Source organism: Chryseobacterium carnipullorum (assembly GCF_003815695.1).
Classification (GTDB): domain Bacteria; phylum Bacteroidota; class Bacteroidia; order Flavobacteriales; family Weeksellaceae; genus Chryseobacterium; species Chryseobacterium carnipullorum.
Genome location: NZ_CP033920.1, coordinates 689,991 through 711,753 on the forward strand (window position 1 = coordinate 689,991; position 21,763 = coordinate 711,753).

General features: G+C 37.4%; 18 protein-coding genes. 12 read left to right on the forward strand and 6 right to left on the reverse strand.

All coding sequences use genetic code 11. The features are described from left to right. Positions 1–15: 15 nt before the first annotated feature. From EG346_RS24715 to EG346_RS03270, 7 genes are all read left to right on the forward strand, one after another. Positions 16–192, forward strand: coding sequence for a hypothetical protein (locus EG346_RS24715; protein WP_164466313.1), 177 nt, complete (start codon positions 16–18; stop codon positions 190–192). Positions 193–208: 16 nt separating this feature from the next. After that, positions 209–364 (forward strand): hypothetical protein, encoded by a 156-nt coding sequence (locus EG346_RS24720; protein ID WP_164466315.1) that lies wholly within the window; start codon positions 209–211, stop codon positions 362–364. 270 nt (positions 365–634) lie between these two features. Beyond that, the gene (locus EG346_RS03245; RefSeq protein ID WP_073335513.1) at positions 635–1,636 is read left to right on the forward strand and encodes a zinc metalloprotease; all 1,002 of its coding nucleotides are present in this window, start codon (positions 635–637) and stop codon (positions 1,634–1,636) included. 177 nt (positions 1,637–1,813) lie between these two features. Further along, positions 1,814–2,353, forward strand: coding sequence for a hypothetical protein (locus tag EG346_RS03250; protein WP_073335512.1), 540 nt, complete (start codon positions 1,814–1,816; stop codon positions 2,351–2,353). Between the two features lie 657 nt (positions 2,354–3,010). Further along, positions 3,011–3,817 (forward strand): sensor histidine kinase, encoded by an 807-nt coding sequence (locus EG346_RS03260; RefSeq protein WP_123876975.1) that lies wholly within the window; start codon positions 3,011–3,013, stop codon positions 3,815–3,817. Then, entirely contained in the window at positions 3,792–4,433 is a 642-nt protein-coding gene (locus EG346_RS03265) for a response regulator transcription factor (RefSeq protein ID WP_123876976.1), read from the forward strand. The genes EG346_RS03260 and EG346_RS03265 overlap by 26 nt, the downstream gene beginning before the upstream one ends. A gap of 261 nt (positions 4,434–4,694) precedes the next feature. After that, positions 4,695–5,711, forward strand: coding sequence for a zinc metalloprotease (locus EG346_RS03270; protein ID WP_073335508.1), 1,017 nt, complete (start codon positions 4,695–4,697; stop codon positions 5,709–5,711). A 60-nt stretch (positions 5,712–5,771) separates the two neighbouring features. Here the strand turns inward: EG346_RS03270 and EG346_RS03275 are convergent, their stop codons facing one another. Both EG346_RS03275 and EG346_RS03280 read right to left on the reverse strand, forming a co-directional pair. Continuing rightward, positions 5,772–7,637 carry a M1 family metallopeptidase gene (locus EG346_RS03275; RefSeq protein WP_123876977.1) on the reverse strand — a complete coding sequence of 622 codons (1,866 nt, stop codon included), beginning with the start codon at positions 7,635–7,637 and terminating at the stop codon, positions 5,772–5,774. A 141-nt stretch (positions 7,638–7,778) separates the two neighbouring features. Further along, positions 7,779–10,151, reverse strand: coding sequence for an outer membrane beta-barrel family protein (locus tag EG346_RS03280; protein ID WP_123876978.1), 2,373 nt, complete (start codon positions 10,149–10,151; stop codon positions 7,779–7,781). Positions 10,152–10,290: 139 nt separating this feature from the next. On the opposite strand from EG346_RS03280, the gene EG346_RS03285 reads away from it, so the two are divergent. Then, a complete protein-coding gene (locus EG346_RS03285; protein ID WP_123876979.1) occupies positions 10,291–11,607 on the forward strand; it encodes a sensor histidine kinase in 1,317 nt (438 codons plus the stop codon). After that, positions 11,597–12,280 (forward strand): response regulator transcription factor, encoded by a 684-nt coding sequence (locus EG346_RS03290; RefSeq protein WP_123876980.1) that lies wholly within the window; start codon positions 11,597–11,599, stop codon positions 12,278–12,280. Before EG346_RS03285 ends, EG346_RS03290 begins: the two co-directional genes overlap by 11 nt. Before the next feature lie 7 nt (positions 12,281–12,287). Here EG346_RS03290 and EG346_RS03295 read toward each other — a convergent pair whose 3' ends face one another. The 4 genes from EG346_RS03295 to EG346_RS03310 all read right to left on the reverse strand — a co-directional run bounded on the left by EG346_RS03295 (position 12,288) and on the right by EG346_RS03310 (position 17,074). Further along, a complete protein-coding gene (locus EG346_RS03295) occupies positions 12,288–13,115 on the reverse strand; it encodes an endonuclease/exonuclease/phosphatase family protein (RefSeq protein ID WP_123876981.1) in 828 nt (275 codons plus the stop codon). Positions 13,116–13,293: 178 nt separating this feature from the next. Next, entirely contained in the window at positions 13,294–15,492 is a 2,199-nt protein-coding gene (locus EG346_RS03300) for a M1 family metallopeptidase (RefSeq protein WP_123876982.1), read from the reverse strand. An 87-nt stretch (positions 15,493–15,579) separates the two neighbouring features. Continuing rightward, a complete protein-coding gene (locus EG346_RS03305; protein WP_073335501.1) occupies positions 15,580–16,461 on the reverse strand; it encodes an SDR family oxidoreductase in 882 nt (293 codons plus the stop codon). A 202-nt stretch (positions 16,462–16,663) separates the two neighbouring features. Continuing rightward, positions 16,664–17,074, reverse strand: coding sequence for a DUF1573 domain-containing protein (locus EG346_RS03310; RefSeq protein ID WP_073335500.1), 411 nt, complete (start codon positions 17,072–17,074; stop codon positions 16,664–16,666). A 173-nt stretch (positions 17,075–17,247) separates the two neighbouring features. Between EG346_RS03310 and EG346_RS03315 the strand changes: the two genes are divergently transcribed. From EG346_RS03315 to EG346_RS03325, 3 genes are all read left to right on the forward strand, one after another. Continuing rightward, positions 17,248–18,495, forward strand: coding sequence for a sensor histidine kinase (locus EG346_RS03315; RefSeq protein ID WP_123876983.1), 1,248 nt, complete (start codon positions 17,248–17,250; stop codon positions 18,493–18,495). 17 nt (positions 18,496–18,512) lie between these two features. Then, positions 18,513–19,193, forward strand: a complete 681-nt coding sequence (locus EG346_RS03320; RefSeq protein ID WP_073335498.1) for a response regulator transcription factor — start codon at positions 18,513–18,515, stop codon at positions 19,191–19,193. 106 nt (positions 19,194–19,299) lie between these two features. Next, positions 19,300–21,597 carry a GH92 family glycosyl hydrolase gene (locus EG346_RS03325; RefSeq protein WP_123876984.1) on the forward strand — a complete coding sequence of 766 codons (2,298 nt, stop codon included), beginning with the start codon at positions 19,300–19,302 and terminating at the stop codon, positions 21,595–21,597. The last annotated feature ends 166 nt before the right edge of the window (positions 21,598–21,763 follow it).

Below are 21,763 nucleotides of genomic sequence, written 5' to 3' on the forward strand. Positions count from 1 at the left end.
TAAAACAAAATCAGTATGAAAAAGCTAAAAAGAAGCTCACTAAAAACCATTTTGGGAGGAAAAATTGACTGCCGATGCAATATATTAATTTACCCTGATGGCTCTACCAGCGGAACTTGTGCAACAGAACAATGTTCACAAATCAACATCAATTGCGGACAACTTGAATGTCGTCCTGGACTTATTGATTAACCCTTAAAATCATCGTATGAAAAAGTTAAAAAGAAATGATTTAAAGAAAATCAACGGTGGCATTAATCCACTTTCAGAAATTGACTGCTCGGTTGATATGACCTGCCCTACCGGCCTTTGCTGTTCGACAGGATACATCTGCAGGGACTGGAGAAGATACCCTTGTATTTAAAATAACTGACCGGAGATTTTTTCTCCGGTTTTTTTTGCTCTTTAATCCTATTTTTAATTTTCCGGCTAAACTCAAAAGAAAATAACCTGCCTATTAAAATATCAATGAAATTATTAAAATATTTCTGTAAAATAAATATTTTAATGAATAATTTAAACATATACAAAATATCATATTCGCAGCAAAATACACCTAAAAGAAGAATAAAAATCAAATAATACATATTTTTCATACATTTGTGATACATTTAAACCACAAAACAATAATTTTATGAAAAAAGCAGTATTAGGAGTATTGATTACTCTTTTTGTATCATGTAACAACGAATCCGAAAATCTCGGCTCCGAAAACACAACTCCGGATCAGCCTGCCATGGCAGATAAAACAGCAGCTATTTGCGGCTCAGATCTGGTACGACAAAAATTTCTTTCAGAAAACCCTGATGCAGCACAGCGCATGTTTCAGATCGAAAACAACACCGCAGATTATATTGAGCAAAAGAAAGTGGGCAAAGTACTGCCTGACGGCAGCGTGGAAATCCCGGTTATTTTCAATGTCCTATACACCAATTCAACGAATAATGTATCTGATGCAAGAATCAACTCGCAGATTGATGTTCTGAACAAAGCTTTTGCTTCAACCCATGCTAATGTTTCCAATATTCCTGCTGCATTCCAGCCTGTGAATGCCGGAGATACAAAGATCAAATTCAGACTGGCTCAGATCAACAGAAAATCTACGACTACCTCCAACTGGGCTCCTAATGATAATATGAAAAAGACCTCAACAGGAGGAATCAATGCTACTGACCCTTCTAAATACCTGAACATCTGGGTAGTAAACTATATGCCCTACCAAACCGGATACGTACTTGGATATGCTACTTTCCCTGAATCTGCAGGCCTTTGGAATGACGGAGTTGTGATGATGGACGAATATGTAGGTGAAGGCGGGCCAGTTGCTACACACAATAAAGGAAGAGTAACGGTACACGAAGTAGGACACTACCTTAACCTTAGACATATCTGGGGTGATGCTAACTGTGGAAATGACCTTGTAGACGATACTCCACAACAGATCACCAACCACAGAGGCGTACCTTCTTATCCTAAAATGGAAACATGCGGAGGCGTATCCCGTTCCACTATGTTCATGAACTACATGGATTATTCTGATGAAACTACCTTATTCATGTTCACAAAAAAACAAAACGACAGAATGCAGGCTGCCATTTCAGCTAACGGTCCAAGAGCCGGATTAAGAATATTGTAAATCTAATTACAGTCCATACATAAGGTCTCCAAATAATTTGGGGACCTTATTGTTTTATAGTGTAATTTACAATCCGTAAAAACCCTGAAAAATAAACAGGAAAAAACACATCGGTATAACATAAAATTTTCACGAAATTTGCGCTACTAACTAATATTCTTTTATAAAACTAACGTTATGAAACCAAAATCTACTTCAGAAGCGGGAAGCCTTGAATCCGCTTCAAGTACAAACACCATTGCTTCAGAGCTTGTTAAGAAGTTGATCTCTAATTACAGAAACAACCAGATGCAGGCGGTAAATAAGGAAATGGGGATTACTGATTCGCATGCGATATGGTTTGACCTTCCGAAACTTAAAAAATTCATTTCATGTATAGAAAATGAAGCAGCAAAAGTAAACCCTACTATTTCTGAAGAGGATTTAGGCATCAGATTTTATTATGCTGCCTATCCAAAAGCGGACGACTGGGCAATAATGGAGGGTCATCCAGTAGAAAAAGAATATGCGGAAAGACATACCCTGGTGATGATTCCTACCTTGAAAAAAGAAGATGAAACGGGAGCTATTCTTGACTATGATTTCTGTCCTTCAAATTCGGATTCAACACTGGCTATGGCTGAAAGAAAAGGTCCAGCATTACCTACCGATACAATTGCTGAAAATCACGGAACGTTATCTCCACCACACGACACAAAAATTGAACAATTCCCTTAATTCGTAATTTTTTTATTTTACAACCCATATGACTGATTTTCAGAAGATACTTCAGGAGTCTCTGATCTGGATAGAAGGACTCGCTGCTATCATATCGATCATTTACTATAAACGTGGTAATAATGATGGGTATTGGAAGTATTTCTCTTTTTATCTTATTCTTATGTTCCTATGTGAAGTAATGGGAAAATGGGGACATCAACTCATAGCATATGATAAACCAAAATTTTTTAATTATTTCGTAATCCCAATTGAGTTTCTTTTCTTTTACTGGTTATATGCTGCAAAGTCCCTAGGAAAGCCGAAACTTTTCTATACTTTGTCAGGCTTATATTTATTATCATTTTTACCAAGTGAAGTATTTTTTACTACAAAAAAAATAATCTTTTCTTTCAATTATACATTTGGATGTCTTATGCTGATGGTGCTTGTGATTATGGAATATTACAAACAGATTAATTCTGCTGAGATTTTAAACTTCAGTAAGAATAAAATGTTTTACATTAATTTAGGTGTCACGCTATTTTATATAGGGACACTTCCTTTTTGGACATTTTTTAGTTTGCTGGCCAAGTATAAGGAACTATGGGATATGTATTTTAATTATTTTCTGATATCCGGAATTACAATGTATCTTTTATTTTCAATTTCATTCATATGGGGAAAACGGAGCTCATAATAACCATCATTCTATTCAATATCTTCTTTGTTCTGTTTGTAGCTGCCGTAATGGTTTACATACGAAAGTACAAACAGAGGAAGAGAGAGTATATGAATGAAATTGAAGTAAAAAACGAAATCCACAAAAGGGAACTTCTGGCTACCCAACTGGAAATTCAACAGGCCACGATGCAGCAGATCGGGCGTGAACTCCATGACAATATTGGCCAGAAACTGACTTTGGTAAGCCTTTACACCCAGCAGCTTCTCTACGAAAATAGAGTCCCTGAAGTAAGTGAAAGAATCGATCAGGTATCCCAAATTATCAATCAGTCATTGCAGGATCTGAGAAGTCTCTCCAAAACACTGACAGACGACAATATAACCCAAAAGGAAATTGTAACTTTGATTCAGGAGGAAGTAGATAATACCAATACTTTTAAAAGATGTAAGGTCACTTTTGAGCATAATTTTAATCAGCTTGACCTGGGATTTGCCCATAAAAATGTACTGCTAAGAATTACGCAGGAATTTATTCAGAACAGCATTAAACATGCTCATTGCAAAAATATTTTTATCAATCTGAGTACTTCTGAAGAGGTATTATGGGAACTTCATCTGAGGGATGACGGCATCGGATTCGACAATAGCAAAATAAAATCCAGCGGCATCGGCCTGACGAATATGAAAAACAGAGCGGCTATTATAGGAGCCGATTTTACTTTTGAAAGCCGGGAAAACACCGGAACCAGCCTCCATATTATTTTAAAAAACAGCCATGAAAAAAACAATAGTAATCGTTGACGACCATGTTCTTATCGCTAAAGCACTAGAAGGAATCATTGATAATTTTAATGAATTTGAAGTGATTTATGTATGTGAAAACGGCAAAGACCTGATTGATAAGTTTAACAATAACGAAAAAATCCCGGATATCATTTTACTGGATATCAGCATGCCTATCATGGACGGTTTTGAAACGGCTGCATGGCTTACCCAAAACCACCCAAACATTCAGGTAATGGCTCTGAGCATGCAGGGTGACGACAACAGTGTTATCAAAATGATCAAAAACGGTGCAAAAGGATATCTGTTGAAAAATACCCATCCGAAAGATCTTGAAACAGCATTGATAAAATTAAATTCAGACGGATTCTTTTATCCTGAATGGGCTTCAAAAATAATATTCTCCAATCTGAACAAGGACAAGGAAATAGAAAGTGTTGTAAGAATTTCGGATCGTGAAAGAGAATTTCTGAAATATACGGTCACTGAGCTGAGCTATAAAGAAATTGCAGACAGGATGTGCTGCAGTCCGAGAACGGTAGAAAGCTACCGCGACCAATTGTGTGATAAATTAGATCTCAAAACACGCGTAGGACTGGCTGTTTTCGCCATTAAGAACGGTTTTGCAGGATAATCATCCTTAAAGAAATTAAACTTAAAAATATAAATCAATTCAAGATTTTTGTTTAATAATTTTCAATTAATACAAATTAAAAAGTAAAATAATTAAACACACGTTAGTGATATGATTAAAATTCAACTAAAACAACTAAAAAACATATAATATTCAATATAAACAGGTATTGAGTGAAAAATATTTAAATATTTTATCAAATGTTTTGTTTTTTAATTTTTTATAATATAAATTTGGAGACCAAACCATTAACAATATATTATGAAAAAGCTATTTTTCGGAGCTCTTATACTGAGCTTTATGTCTGCCTGTAACAATGATACTCTTTCCAATCAGGAGGATGCATCACAGGACCCAGGTACAACGCCTAATATGCTGGCATCAAAAAGATCCTGCCCTTCTGACCTTATTAGAGAGAAGGCCCTCAAAAGTGATCCTGCATTAAGAGCCAGATTTGAAGCTAACGAATTACAGTCTGATAAATTTTTAAGAGATCTGTCAATGGGTAAAGTGCTTGCAGACGGAACTGTTGAAATTCCAGTGGTCTTCAATGTGATCTATAATACCACTTCCCAAAATATTTCTGATGCAAGAATTGCAGAACAAATCGCCGTATTGAATGCTGATTATGGTGCTACAAATTCTGATATTAATAAAATACCGGCAGCATTTCAGCCTTCTGCAGCCGGCAATGTAAAAATCAGCTTTAAATTGGTAGCAACCAATCGTAAGCAAAGCACAAAAACCGCCTGGAGATCTGATCTTGAAGAAATGAAAAAATCAACTACCGGAGGCATCAATGCTACTGATCCAACCAAAAACATGAATATCTGGGTAGTTAATTCTATCCTTGATGAGAACAATCAGCCGGGAACACTGGGATATGCCTACTATCCGGAATCTGCAGGATTATGGTATGATGGTCTGGTAATAGGTTACCAGTATATAGGAAAAACAGGTGCTTCAGCTCCATTTAATTTAGGAAGAACAGTTACACACGAAGTAGGTCACTACTTAAACCTGCCTCACCTTTGGGGATCATCTAACGCTGGATGTCAGACAGATTACTCTAATGATACTCCTACTTCTCCTGGCCCTAACTATGGAACACCATCTTATCCTTTAAACAGAGTTTGTGGAGGAGTAAGCCGTTCTCAAATGTTTATGAACTATATGGATTATGTAGACGACAAAGCAATGTTTATGTTCTCTGCTAACCAAAAAACAAGAATGCAGGCTGTAGTAGCTGCAGCTGGCCCAAGAGCTGGATTAAGATAATAACACCCAAATTAACTTTACATAAAAGAGCCTGAATTTTCATTCAGGCTTTTTGCTTTTTTATAATTTTCTTGTGTTATTATCCGGAGTATAATCCATAAAGAGATCTCCATCCAACGTAACCGATTTTACTTTCTTTTTAATAGGAACGGTAAGATCTGCATGCTTTTCATTTTTCTCCCATAAGCCGGGTGAGAAGTGAAGTTTTTCAACAGATCCGTCTTCATAATTTAAAACAGCATCAAACGGGATGGCAAATCCACCCACATTATCCACATTAACGGTAAGAAGATCGTTAAGCTGTGAAGCACCGGTTATTTTTAAATCAATATAATTATTCGTGTAGAACCAGTTTTGAAAGAACCAGTTCAGATTTTTACCTGAGCCTGTATTCATAGAATTAAAATAATCCCATGGTACCGGATGTTTTCCATTCCAGTTGTCCATATAGTGCAGAAGCGCTTTCTTGAACAGATCATCTCCTAAATAATCTTTCAATGCAAGATAAGACAGGGATGCTTTTACATAGGAATTGTTTCCGTATCCTGCACCACTTACCTGTGTGCTCATCGTAATCACGGGCTGATCCTGTTCAGCAGAGGGATCTTTAATCCACTTTTTTACCCGGAAATTTTTATAAAATTCTTTTGCTGCGGTTTCCCCGTTTTCATCGATTCCGATCAGATATTCAAGGGTGGTAGCCCAGCCTTCATCCATAAAGGCGTAACGGGTTTCATTGATCCCCATATAGAAAGGAAAATAGGTATGGGCGATCTCATGATCTGCTGTCAGCCTTGCATCACGAAGATCATCAGGAATGCTGGTATCGTTGATCATCATTGGATATTCCATATCTGCATAGCCCTGGATAGCGGTCATCACATTATAAGGATATTCCACACCCGGCCATTTCTTTGAAAACCAGTCCAGATTATAACGCATCCAGTCTACATATTGTTCAAAATCCTTAGCGCCTGTTTTATATGCGGATTGAACACTTGCTCTCTTTGTTTTTAACTGAACACTTGCCCCATCCCAAACATAATGATTGCTTAGCGCAAAACAGAAATCTGTAATATGACTGGCTTTGAATTTCCAGACATTCCATTTGTTCTGCTTCGTTACTTTTCCGGATCTCATTTCCTGCTCAGAGGCAATATGCATTACCTTATCGCTTTTGAGAGAGGCCTTGTATCTTTTCAAATATTCCGGCTGAAGTACGGCATCAGGATTCAGAAAATCCCCGGTAGCCCATACAACAAAATTCTTCGGAGCAGAGATGGTGAAATTATAATCATTAAAATCATTGTAAAATTCCTGTCTGTCTGAGTGAGGAAGCATATCCCAGCCATTATAGTCATCATACACAGAAATTCTGGGGAAAGAATAGGCTACATAAAAAGTCTCAGGATCTATCTGCCCTTCTCTTCCACTTTGCACAGAAAGCGGGTACTCCCACTCTATTTTCACTTCAGCTTTAGCGCCGGCTTTCAACGCTTTATTCAGTTTTACTTTTTCTACAGTTCCCCAGTCGTCACTGTTTACCGCATATTTTTCACCGTTTACGATAAACGATCTGATATGAAGTCCTGAAGACAGAAAATCTTTAGATACCAGCCCAGATCTTGGAGACTGCGGTTTATGAAGATTATTTACAAATCTGATCGCCAGCTCATGGAGTTCGTCCGGACTGTTGTTGCTGTATACGATCGTTTCTTTTCCTGAAACTGTTTTCGTTGCAGCATCTACTTTTACCTCAACATTATAAATTCCTTTGTTCTGCCAATAATTTTTGCCCGGCGCCCCGGAAATATCCCGGGTTCCTTTCTCAAAGGCTTTTTTAATATTTCTCGGCATATACAGCTCCTGCGCAGCGATTTGCTGCATAGAAACAACCACTACCAGAGCATAAAGAAATCGTTTCATAACTCTAATTTTTAAAAATAAGTATCAAAATTAGCGAAAATGTAACACCAGCCAGCCATTTCTTTTATAATAATGTTTTATGAATATCAGTTTTTATTTCTTTGAAAGGAAAACAGGTATCGGAAGATTGGAGTTGCCTGATTAAAGCCTGTCAGCCTCCTCTGTTTTTTTTATTGTTTTAGCATTCTTGACAGACTGGTTCCCGAAATTGAATTTCAAAGAAAGGGTAAATCCTTGGGTATCTCCATAATCCAGGAAGTAATTATCCTGATTGGCGTATTTTGTACTCACTTTCTGCCCCATACTCCTGAATATATCATTACAGATAACGGAAGCTTCCAGCTTTTTATTAAAAAATTTCCGATTCATCACAAAATAAGCAGACCAAGCACCGGAGATTCTGAAAGCCCCCTGTATCCCAGGTGAATAATATTTGTGGCCAATTTCCATTTTCCAATCATTGGTTTTATTTAAAGTAATTCCGGTTGAAATAGTAGAGACCCAGTTCCAGACCTTGTTTTCATAGAGAAGCCCGTCCATTCCTTTGAAATAATTTTCATTGTGTTCAAGATTCTCAGAAAGGATCACAGTCCACCAGGGTTTGATCTGGAAATTTTTATAAAGACTTGCTCCAAAAGCCTGTCCTTTTTCAATATTGGTAAAATAGTAGATCAGATTATGGGTACTGGGTTCCTGAAATGAAATTTCCATGGATGGATAGATCTCTTTCCTGTAATAAAGGTCCAGATTCCAGCCTTTCCATGAATAAGTAAAATTCAGATTATGAATGATCGTCGCTTTCAGCTTTGGGTCTCCCTGATAATAAGAGAATAAATTATAGTAAGATTTGGCAGGATTCAGCCATGAGTACGATGGCCTGCTGATTCTTTTTCCGTACGAGAATCCAAATTCATGTTTGTTCTCTGTGGAATACTGAGCGTAAAAAGTAGGAAAAAGATTCCAATACTTATTTTTGTTTTGTTCATAAGGTTCAGAAACCACACCTTCCAGATCCGTCATTTCTGCACGAAGCCCTCCTTTAAAATTCCATTTTCCAAGATGGTACGCTAATGAAGAATAAAGGCCCAGATTGTGTTCTTTATAATCAAACAGACTGCTTTTTTCCGGTCTGAGCTGCAGGTTTCCATTTTCGTTATCTGAAAAATCCAATCGGCTCATTGTTTCTACAAAACTATATTTCACCCCGGATTCAAGCTCCAGGTTTTTATTTTTCCACTGATAATCTGCCTGCGTGGAATAGAGCTTAACATCTGTTGTATTTTGAGTAGAAAAATTATCATCTCTGGGTGATTCTCCCGCAAAATTCAGATGAGTAAGCACATTCTGATATTTATCCCCATTATTTCCTGTAAAATAACTGATCCATGAAAGGCTGCTTTTCTTATTAAGTTTTCTGTCCAGCTGAAAGCTTAATGAATTATTGATCGTTCCGGACTGATGGTCATTGATGGTTGTATAATTGGATTCAGCTATATCCTGACTGTTATAGATTAAGGTAGGCACCACGTAAGTTCCAAAAGATTTCGGACTGAAGTATCCTGAATAATTTAAGCTCAGGTTGGTGAGGCTATCAATTTCATATTCAGCGTTGAAGTTAATGGTATTCTGTGCTTTATTTTTATCTTTCCTGTTCATGGTACTTACCCACCTGGTCTGACTTTCCTGATAATTTACATAATCTGTTCCTTCCCGATAATACGTTCCAAAGCCTCTGTAATAACTTCCCATCAAGGATAGCTTATCTTTTTTATAATACTGGGATATTCCTGCAACCCCTTTTGCATATTGAGTCTGAACATATTTTGACGAAATAATCCCCCGGTAACCTTCGATCTTATTTTTTTTCATGACAATATTCAGGACTGCGCTGCCTGATGCTTCATATTTTGCTGGCGGATTGGTGATGACTTCTACAGATTTTATTTCGCCACCCTCCGTGTTTTCAAGAAAATTCTTAAGCTCGTCTCCTGTCAGCATTACTTTTTTATCATTGATCGTGACCAGAATTCCCGTCCCTCCTTTAATGGCAATTACCTCATTGTTTATCGTTACACCTGGTGTTTTCTTTACTATCTCCCAGGCATTGAGAGAAGAAATATTGCTGTTTTCTACATTGAATTCCAGACGGTCTACTTTTCTGGTGACCAGAGGTTTCTGTTGGGTCATAACGACTGCCTCTATTTCCTGTGTGTTTTTCTTAAGAATGATTTTTAAAAGCGCACTTTCCTTATTTACATTCATTCTTTTTTCAAACGGAGCATAGTCTGTTTTTTTTACTGTTATTTTTACAGAATCTGCTACTATTCCTTCTACAGTAAAGTGACCGTCACGATCTGTTTTCGCTGTTTTGATCAGTTCATTTTTTAAATTATAAACGTCAATATCTGCGGAAGGAACTTTTCCATTCTCAGTATCCTCTACTGAACCTTTGATGATCTGTGTCTGAGCAGACATCAACATTGGAAACAGCAGCAAAAGAAAAATTTTATACATAATTGATTTTGAAAAGCATGGATGTTACTCTGCCTGACGGTTCAAAATTCATTATTTGTAAAGAGAATTTCGGTTAATGGAAGGTTAATGATGGGTTAATGTCCATAAAGAGAAAGGCTAAAGTTTTATCTTTGTTTCAATGATGTCCAAAAGTAAATCCCTCATCGCTCTTTTCGCTGCACTATTCCTTCTTTTGTTGGGAATACAGGGATACTTTATGTACAAAACGTATCAGGTGAAAGAACGTGAGATCTACAGGACCGTCCATGAAAAAATCACTCATTATACCGATCAGCTGGAAGATCTGGGTGGAATAAAAAACAGAACAGATGATACGATCCAGAAAATTCTGATCGAATATCACGACAAAAAAATAAGCAAAAAAGACTTTCTTGAATACTTTAATAAGAATAAAAAAGAAAATGAAGAGCGCTTAAACACCTATGTAGACAACAGTTTTAAAAAAGAAGGTTATAAAATTGCGGCAAAAATTGAATACACTTCTATAGTCTATCTTCCTGACGGCTCTCCCCTAATTGAATGCCCCCTCGTCCTGTACGAGACTTCCAATAAAGTAGTCAAACCAAAGATCTCCAATACCGGAACCTGGGAAACAACCTCAAAATTTTCTCCTAAAGACGGCGGACCGAGTAAAAATGAGTCCTTTTTAGTGAAAAGCAATACAGGTTTTGAAATTTTAAATATCAAAACAATTATATTTAAAGAGCTTGCCCTTCTTACGATATGCTGTGCTGCAATTCTTTTAAGTGTCCTTTTGATTTACATTTTTACCGTTAAAAATCTCGCAAGACAACAGAAACAGATAGAAGTTCTCCACACCGTTGTGGATAACATCTCTCATGAATTCAAAACCCCGATCGCCACTTTGAAGATCGCATCGAAAGCGTTAAAAAAGGAATGGAATCCGGAAACCCTGCCCCTTATCGACCGGCAGATTACTCGCCTTGAAAACCTGATGTCCCAGATTCATAAAGATGAAACACCAGAAACATCCCAATCTATACAACCTGATGACTGGAATTATTTTGTACAGGATATTGATTTTACCTATCCTGAAACCGATTTCGAGTTGATCAACCAGGTTTCGGAAGAACTTCCTTTTGACAAAAATTTGATGGAAACCATTATCAAAAACCTGTGCGAGAACAGTGTCAAATATGGAGCTTCTTATGTGAAAATGCACATCACCACCATTTCTCAATGTCTTAAAATAGAAGTAAGTGATAATGGTTGTGGTATAGAGAAAAGTGAACTCACTGATATTTTTGAAAAATTTTACAGGATTCAGTCAAATAATATCCATAATACGAAAGGTTTGGGACTCGGACTTTATTTCGTCAAAAATATCGTCACAAAATATCATGGCACCATAGACGTTTCCAGCCATCTCCAATCCGGAACCACATTTAAAATATCGATTCCTTATGAAAACTAAGATCCTTTTGGCGGAAGATGACCCGGATTTCGGTCTGATCCTGAAGCAGTATCTTGAACTGGAAGATTTTGAAGTCTCATGGTTTCAGAACCCTGAAGATATTGTCCGTCTTCTCCCAACGGATTTTCCATTTCACATGGGTATTCTGGATATTATGATGCCTTCAATTGACGGTTTTTCTTTAGCAAAAATGATTTTAAAGGAGAAAAAAAATTTCCCTCTGCTTTTTCTGACCGCCAAAAACCAGAAAATAGACCGCCTGATGGGTTTAAAGATCGGAGCGGACGATTATATTGCCAAACCCTGTGATCCGGAAGAACTGGTTTTAAGGATTAAAAATATTATTAAAAGAACACGGCCTTCTTATTCTCCACAAATAAAAATTGGTGAATATTCGTTGGATACCGAAAAACTGTTGCTTTCTCATCATTCAGGAAATATACGCCTTACGATCCGAGAACAGGAACTTCTGCTTTATCTCCTGCACCATAATGGGACGATGATCAAAAGAGATGATATTCTGGATACTCTCTGGGAAACGAATGATTATTTTACAGGAAGAAGCCTTGACGTATTTATCAGCAGGCTCCGAAAATATTTCATCAATGATCCTGCAATAAAAATCCAATCCCTGAGAGGAATTGGATTTGAAGTTGATTTTCCCGTTACCTGATCTCTCATTAAAAAGAAAGCTCTGCCAATACAGGAAAGTGATCTGATGGATAGAGCAGATTTTCTCTTCTGTCGTTGATATGTCTCAGGGATTTTATCTTGAATCCTTTGACGAAAATATAATCGATTCTGTCTTTAGGAATTTCATTAACGTTGAAAGCGGTGAATGTTCCTTTAGGCCCATAAGGTTTCGTTTCGGAATGATAAAAACTGTCATTTAAATTCTGGGAGAGTATTTTGATCGGCTCAGAATCTTCTGTCAAATTAAAATCTCCGGTTAATGTTAACGGAAGATTTTTAGTATTGATTTCTTTGATCTTTTTCAAAATAAGTTCAGAAGATTTCACTCTCGCCACATTTCCGATATGATCAAAGTGAAGGTTCATCGCCAGAAATTCTTTTTTTGATTTTTTATCTTTGAAAACTGCGTAGGTACATATTCTGTTAAGAGCTGCGTCCCATCCTCTTGAAGGCTTTTCCGGTGTTTCAGAAAGCCAGAATGTTCCGGATTTTACCACCTGAAGTCTGTTGGTATCATAAAAAATAGCTGAAAATTCTCCTTTTTCTTTTCCATCGTCTCTTCCAACACCGATGTAATCATAATTCTTAAGTCCTGCCTTGATATCTTTCATCTGCTCCGGAAGTGCTTCCTGAACTCCGAAATAATCAGGATGATAATAATTCAATAAATCTACAGCATCCTGTTTTCTTTCTGTCCATGCATTTTCCTTATCTGACGTTACCTGTAGTCTGATATTAAAGCTCATCACCTTAAGATCCTGCGAAAATCCAAGTGCAAAAAACAGTAAGGATACAATTGAAAATCTGAAATTCATAAGTCTATTTTTTAATTAGAATAACAAAAATAGAACTTCTTTGCGAGAGAAGAGGACGGTTTGAAACTACATTATGATTAATTAATCTAGAGAGGAAAGTACAACTTAGTTTATATCAACAAAAAACCTAAACTTCACTTGAAGTTTAGGTTTCTCAATAAGAATCAAATCTATGTTTTTATTCTCTGGTAAATTTGTATTCTCTGTCTGCCTGCTTAAAGACAAGATCCTTTTTATCTTTGCTGAATGTCAGCGTTATTCCCGCTTCATCGAAAGTAAACTGATTGTTGCCAGCATATTCAAGAGGAAACTCCGGCTGGTTACCTGCTTTGACATAAAGCTGCCCATTTTTATCAATAAAAACCAATTTGATGGCATCACTTTTAGTCCCATAAGTTCCTGCAAATTCTTTTGTATTAACCTTTTCAACTGTTTTTGTTTGGGCTGAAGGCCAGATATTGTTTTTCATATTCACATCAGGAATCATAGAATCCGGATCAAGCATTACCTCATCAATTTCTTTATTTGAATTCACTTTCAGCGTCCATTCTGTATTACGCTTCCAGACTTCAACAGGAATTTTTAAGATTTGTTTGGTTCCGTCTTTAAATTTCACCTGAACAGTGGTAGGCATTGGTAGCTGACCAAGGTTTTCAATAGTGACCTGAGCTCCATTTTTAAAATCACCATTAACATATTTCACATCTTTAACAGACTGATCAATCTTCCATTTATTGATAAACCATCCTCTCCAGAACCAGTTCAGTTCTTCTCCTGAAACGTTTTCCATGGTATGAAAGAAGTCCCAAGGTGTAGGATGTTTGAACGCCCATCTGTCTACGTAAGTTTTGAAAGCTTTATCAAATTTTTCAGGGCCTAAAACAGATTCTCTTAAAACCTGCAGTCCCATTCCGGGCTTAAAATAAGCCAAAGCGCCGATGTTTCTTTCTTTCATATTGTCCGGACCTACCATGATGGGTTCAAGATTGTCCCCCATCATAAAGCCTCCGGCTCTGGCAATATTTTTTTTGGTGTAATATTCTCCATTGTTAAAAGCCTTTGTGGATAACTCGTTGATAAAGGTATTAAACCCTTCATCCATCCAGGCAAACAGTCTCTCATTGGAACCCACGATCATTGGAAACCAGTTGTGACCAAATTCGTGATCCGTCACTCCCCAAAGGTCTTCACCAGCGGAATTCATATGACAGAATACAATTCCCGGATATTCCATTCCCCCTTCATTTCCGGCTACATTTGTCGCTGCCGGATAAGTGTATTCATACCATTTTTGGGAATAATGCTCAATCGCTGCTTTTGTATATTCCGTAGATCTGCCCCAGGCTTTTTCTCCAGCACTTTCTGCGGGATACGCTGATATAGCTACGGATTTTTTGCCACTCGGGAGATTTATTTTTGCCGCATCCAGAATAAATGCCGGTGATGATGCCCAGGCAAAATCACGGGTCTGATCAATTTTAAATTTCCATGTTTTAGTTCCGGAAGCCTGATTTTTTCCGATTTCAGATTCCGGACGGATCATCACCGTCTTATCGCTGTTTCTGGCCTGCTCCCATCGGTTGTTTTCTTCTTTGGTGTATACTTCCTTATAATTCAAAAGATCACCGGAAGCTACCACATAATGATTCGCTGGCACTGTGATATTGGCATTAATATGACCATATTCCAAATAAAACTCAGCTGCTCCAAGATAAGGCAACGTATTCCATCCCATTACATCATCATAGACACACATTCTCGGGTACCACTGAGCTACCGTAAATATTTTGCCGTTTTTCGTCTTCTGTATTCCCATTCTATCAGATCCGTATTCCGGAGAGATGAAAGAATATTCAATTTTGATCTTTGCAATACCCCCTTTAGCTTTTAATTCTTTTGGGAGATCGATCTGCATTCTGGTATCAGTCACTGTATATTTAACGTCTTTACCGTCAAGCTTTACCGATTTAATTTTATATCCTCCTTCCAACTCTTCACCATGCGCTCCGTTTCTGCTGCCCGATGCCGGAACTACCGCATTACCGCGGGAGTCTTTTGCAAATAAATTCTGGTCAAGCTGAAGCCATAAAAACCCCATCTGATCAGGACTGTTATTGGTGTAAGTAATTTCAGCGGTCCCTGTAATTTCATTTTTAGCTTCATTAAGGCTTACATTCAGATCATAATCTGCAGAATTCTGCCAGTAAGCATGTCCGGGTTGTCCACTTGCAGAGCGTGTCTCAGTAGCTGTCTGAGGGTAAAAGAAAGGCTTAAATGCTTCTACATAGCTGTATTTTGGAGTATCCTGGGCCAAAGCAGATCCCGATAAAAGGAAAACTGCTGCCGCAGCTACAAGACTTGGAAGTTTATAATTCATTGGAAATAATTTATAATATTTCTATGATAAGTTACAAAAGATCCCGGAATCGTTACAAGTCCGGGATCTTTTTATGAAAATTTTAATTTAATTTGTTTTTTTTGCCTTGATCATGGCTTCAAGTGCATCCCACATTTCTTTCGGAATATCTTCAAGCATATTGAATTCTCCGGCTCCCTGAAGCCACTCGCCACCATCTATGGTAACAACCTCTCCATTCATATAAGCTGAATAATCTGAAACGAGATACGCGGCAAGGTTGGCAAGCTCCTGATGTTCTCCTACTCTTCTCAAAGGAACTTTTTTCTTCATATCAAATTTTTCCTGAAGATCTCCGGGAAGCAATCGGTCCCATGCTCCTTTAGTAGGAAAAGGTCCGGGCGCAATTGCATTGAAACGGATACCATACTTTGCCCATTCTACTGCCAGTGATCTGGTCATCGCCAGAACTCCTGCCTTTGCACACGCTGAAGGAACTACATAGGCAGATCCTGTCCATGCATAGGTGGTCACAATATTCAGAACTGTTCCCGGGCTTTTGGAATCAATCCAATGTTTACCAATAGAAAGGGTACAGTTTTTTGTTCCTTTTAAAACGATATCTAAAATAGAATCAAAAGCGGAGTGCGTCAGTCTTTCGGTTGGTGAGATGAAATTTCCGGCTGCATTGTTCAATAAAATATCAATTCTTCCAAATTCTTTCAGTGTTGCTTCTTTCATCGCTTCCACCTCATCCCAGTTCCTTACATCACACGCAACACACAGAACTTTACCTCCCGTTTCCTCTTCCAGTTCTTTTGCTGTTCCCTGTAATTTCTCAAGATTACGGGAAGTGATGACCACTTTTGCACCCAGTTCCAGAAAATATTTGGTCATTGCTTTTCCCAGACCGCTTCCGCCTCCCGTTACAATCGCTACTTTATCCTGTAATGCCCCTTCGCGCAACATAGGCTGTGTATATAAGTTCATATGATTTTATTTTTCCTAAAAATACTAAATATTGAATGGATGCCATTTAAAATAATGGGATAAATAATAATGTTATAAATAGTTATTCTCTCCACGGGAAAAACAATACTGTTTCTACCCATTCACACCCATAAAAAAAACAACCCTGTACAGATGACAAGGTTGCTGAATTTTATATTGACCGTCTGGTCGTAAAAACTGATTATGAAACAACTACACCTTTGAAAGAAAGGGTTTTAGGGGTTTTGCTCTCACTTGTCGTTACATTGACTGTTTTCATGAACGCTCCGGCAGCTGCTGCATTGTAGCTAGCTTCTACAAATCCTTTTTTACCAGGAAGAATCGGAGTTTTAGTGTAGTCTGCTGTTGTACAACCACATGACGGAGCTACGTTTTCAATAACGATTGGCTTTGAAGAGGTATTGGTAAACTCAAATCTGATAAGCTTTGGTTTTCCCTGAGGAATATTTCCTACGTCAATAGATTCTGATTTCCATTTAATAGCATCTGCCACCATTTTTACTACTGAAGTAGTTTCACCTGGAAATACATTTGCATAAAACGGAGAGAATGCAAAAACGGCTAAAAGAGCTGAGATTGTTAATTTTTTCATGAGTATAAATTTTAATAGTTAATAAAAATCAAAGAAACGGGTTGTGATCTTTTGATGAGTCAAATATAAAGAGGAAAATGATGATATATTGTTAACTGATACCAAACATTTGTTAACGAGTTGTTAATGATAAAAAATTAATAGATATTTTTGGATAATATTGCTTCTGGAAAATGGAAATTAAAAAACTCAATATTATTATAACGCTCGGGTTCATCGCCATCATCGGGATTATGATTGCTCAGCTTTTATGGACCAGACAGGCGTATAATCTTGAAGATAAAAAATTTAACCAAAAGGTTAATATCGCTTTGGCAGAGGTGGTGGAAAAATTATCCGGAGGAAAAACATCTTTCACTGAAAATCCGGTGCAAAATATTTCTAACGATTATTATGTCGTTAATATTAACAATGAATTTCATCCCGCAGTTCTCGAATATTATCTCAGAACAGAATTTACCCGTTTCCAAATCAATACAGATTATGTGTATGCCCTTTACAATTGCCACAGTGACAAAATGATCTACGGAAAATATATGTCGAAAAACCAGGAAGCTCCGAGTGATAAAGTTATAAATTTTCCAAAACATAAAAACCTGATCTATTATTTCTCCATACGCTTTCCAGATAAAACGACGTATCTAATCAGTTCATTAAGGTTCTGGTACTTGCTCACCTTTGCCCTCATCATCATTCTTTTGGTCTACGTTTATTCTATTTACACCATTATTCAGCAAAAGAAATTCTCGGAACTGCAAAGAGATTTTATCAATAATATGACCCACAAGTTTAAAACGCCGTTATCTTCTATACTTTTAGCATCAGAGGCTCTCAACAAAAACCATATCATTCAGGAAGATTCCAAACTGCAAACCTATACTTCCATCATTATCAATCAAAGTTACAAGCTCAATAATCATATTGAAAAAATATTAAATATTGCCAAGAATGACGCTTCCGGCCTATCTCTGAAGCCTCAAAAAATAGTCCTCCTTCCTTTTATTCAGGAAATAGCTGACAACCTGCAACAAAAAAATGAAGATCTCACCCTCCGCATAGACGTCGAAGATCATAGCTCCATCATTGCTGATGAATTTCACTTCACCAATATCGTTTATAATATTGTAGATAATTCGATTAAGTATTGCGAAACAAAACCCGAGATTACCATTTCATCAGGTAAAGATTCAAAGGGGTTATATTTAAAGTTTAAAGATAACGGAATGGGGATTCCTGCTAAAAATATACCTCATATTTTTGATAAATTTTACAGGGTTACTACCAAAAAAAGTGATGAGGTCAATGGTTTTGGACTGGGATTGTTTTATGTAAAAAAGATCGTGCAGCAACACCAATGGAAAATATCAGTTGAAAACAATATCGATAAGGGAATTACCATAACTTTGTTTTTTCCGTTTTAAATTAATAAAAGTCAGTAATGGAAAAATCTAAAATTTTATATGCGGAAGATGATAAGACGATCGCTTTTCTGATTCAGGATAGTCTTGAAAGCTATTATGAAATAGATCATTATCCCGATGGAAAATCTGCACTTGCGGCCTTCAATACCCAAAGTTTCGATATCTGTCTCCTGGACATCATGATGCCTGAGCTCAACGGATTTGAGCTGGCACAATATATTCGTGATAAAAATTCTGAAATCCCTATCATTTTTATTTCCGCAAAAGCTCTGAAAGAAGACAGGATCAAAGGGCTAAAAATAGGCGCTGATGATTATCTGGTAAAACCATTCAGTATAGAAGAATTAATTCTGAAGATTGAAGTCTTCTTAAAACGCTCCAGAAAAACAGATTCGTCACCGCTACAATATAAAGTGGGAAAATATTATTTTGATCCTAAAAACTACATTTTGCAGGATACAGAAAATACAGTTACCCTTACCCAAAGAGAATCTGAGCTGCTGTTATATTTTATCCGCCACAAGAACACCGTCTTAAGAAGGCAGGACATACTGAAGGCAGTTTGGGGAAATGATGATTATTTTATGGGGCGAAGTCTGGATGTTTTTATTTCCAGATTGCGAAAAGTATTTGCAGATGAACACAATATAATCATAGAGAATTTACACGGTATTGGATTTCGCTTTTCTGAAAAATAAGAAATGTTGAATATCTTTGAACGACCTTGAATTCAGGTTAAATTTCAGCAATAAATAGTTATTATTCAATTTTTAATTATTTTTACTGTTGAAAATCTATTCATTCATGAAAAATACGGCAACTTTTGCAGTTTTATTCCTTTTACTTCTCAGTCAGTATTCAAAAGCTCAGCAGTTTGAAAAACTGATCCAATATATAAATCCTCTGATCGGCACCGAAAAAATGGGACATACCTATCCGGGAGCTACCGTGCCATTTGGAGCCGTACAGCTGAGTCCTGAAACGGATACGATATCTTATGAACTCAATGGGAAATACAATGGAGAAGTGTATAAATATTGCGCCGGATACCGTTACGAAGACCAAACGATTGTAGGTTTCAGTTCCACCCATTTCAGCGGAACAGGACATTCGGACCTTGGAGATTTTCTGATTATGCCGACGGTCGGAAAATTACAGCTTAACCCCGGAACAGCCTCCAATCCTGAAAGCGGCTACAGAAGCAGATTTTCTCACCAAAACGAAAAAGCTGAAGCCGGATATTATAGAGTTAAGCTGGATGATCATAATATTGTAGCCGAACTTACAGCCTCAACAAGAACCGGAGTTCACCGATATACCTTCCCAAAGTCTGATCAGGCACACATCATTTTAGACCTGACTGCAGGAATCTACAATTACGATGGTAAAAATGTATGGACTTATGTACGTGTAGAAAATGACGGTACCATAAGCGGTTACCGACAAACGAATGGTTGGGCAAGAACCAGAACCGTTTATTTCGCCATGAAATTTTCAAAACCTTTTAAATCGTACGGTCAGAAAAATTTTGACGGACCGCAAGCTTATAAAGGATTCTGGAGAAAATTTGACCAGAATAAAAACTTCCCGGAGATCTCAGGCAAAAACCTGAAAATGTATTTTGATTTCGATACACAAGAAAATGAATCTGTAGAAGTAAAACTTGCCATTTCTCCGGTAAGCCAGACCAATGCACTTGAAAATCTTGAAAAAGAAACCGGAAATCTGTCTTTTGATCACATCAAAGCACAGGCTCAGGAAAACTGGAATAAGGAGCTGAATAAAATTGTCATCAAAGGTTCCGAAACAGAAAAGACGAATTTTTATACTGCAATGTATCACACGTTCATCAGTCCTACCACTTATATGGACATCAATGGGGAGTATAAAGGTTTAGATCAGAACATTCACAAAGCGGAAGGTTTCACTAACTATACGACTTTCTCCATCTGGGATACCTACCGCGCTCTTCACCCTTTTTTTAATATCATTCAGCCAAAACGGAATAATGATATGGTCAAGTCGATGATGGCTCATTATGATCAATTTTCCATGAAAATGCTTCCGATCTGGTCACATTATGCCAACGACAACTGGTGTATGAGTGGATACCACAGTGTAAGCGTAGCAGCCGATGCCGTGATTAAAGGAAATTACAATGGCGATCCTAAAGAAGTTTTGAAAGCTTGCGTGGCCACAGCCCATAAAAGGGATTACGAAGGCATCGGATATTATATCGATATGGGCTATATTCCCGCTGAAAAAAACGGGACATCAGTTTCCAACACTCTGGAGTATGCTTATGATGACTGGGCGATTGCTCAACTGGCAAAATATGTAGGCGAAACTGAAATTTATAATCAGTTTATCAAACGTTCTGAAAACTGGAAAAACAACTTTGATCCCAAAGCAGGTTTCATGCGTCCCAGATTAGCAGACGGAAGCTTCAAAAAAGATTTTGATGTATTGAGCACGCACGGACAAGGTTTCATCGAAGGAAATTCATGGAATTACAGTTTTTTTGTTCCTCAAAATCCCGATGCACTGATTCAGTTAATGGGCGGTAAAAAGAAATTTGCTTCGAAACTGGATGAACTGTTCACCATGCATCTTCCTGATGAGTTTTTTGCAGACACAGAAGACATTACCCGTGAAGGAATCATCGGCGGTTATGTTCATGGAAACGAGCCAGCCCACCATGTGGCCTACTTTTACAACTGGGCAGGACAGCCGTGGAAAACCCAGGCACAGATCCGTCGTATTTTAGAAATGCAGTATAAAGCCACGCCAGACGGTCTCGGCGGAAACGATGATGCAGGACAGATGAGTGCATGGTATATTTTAAGTTCACTCGGATTTTATCCTGTAGCACCGGGTTCTGAAGATTATGCGATCGGAAGTCCGGCTGTCGACCATGCTATCCTGAATCTTGAGAACGGGAAAACTTTCGAAATTGATGCAGTCAACCAAAGTCCGAAGAATGTCTATGTTCAAAAGATCCTCCTGAACGGTAAAGAAATCAAGAATTTCACATTAAAGCATTCGGAGATCGTTGATGGTGGAAAACTGACTTTTTATATGAGTGCTAAACCTAAGAAATAGATCTTTTTCAACCACAAAAGTTGCAAAAGTCTTTTTTACACTTTAGTAAACTTTAAGTTGAATCCTTTTCGCATAATAGTTCACCTAAGTTTTAAGAAAAATCTTTGATTTTCTTTTAACAAATTTAATTCGATTGAGCAAAAAACCGTCACCCTTCAAACGACAG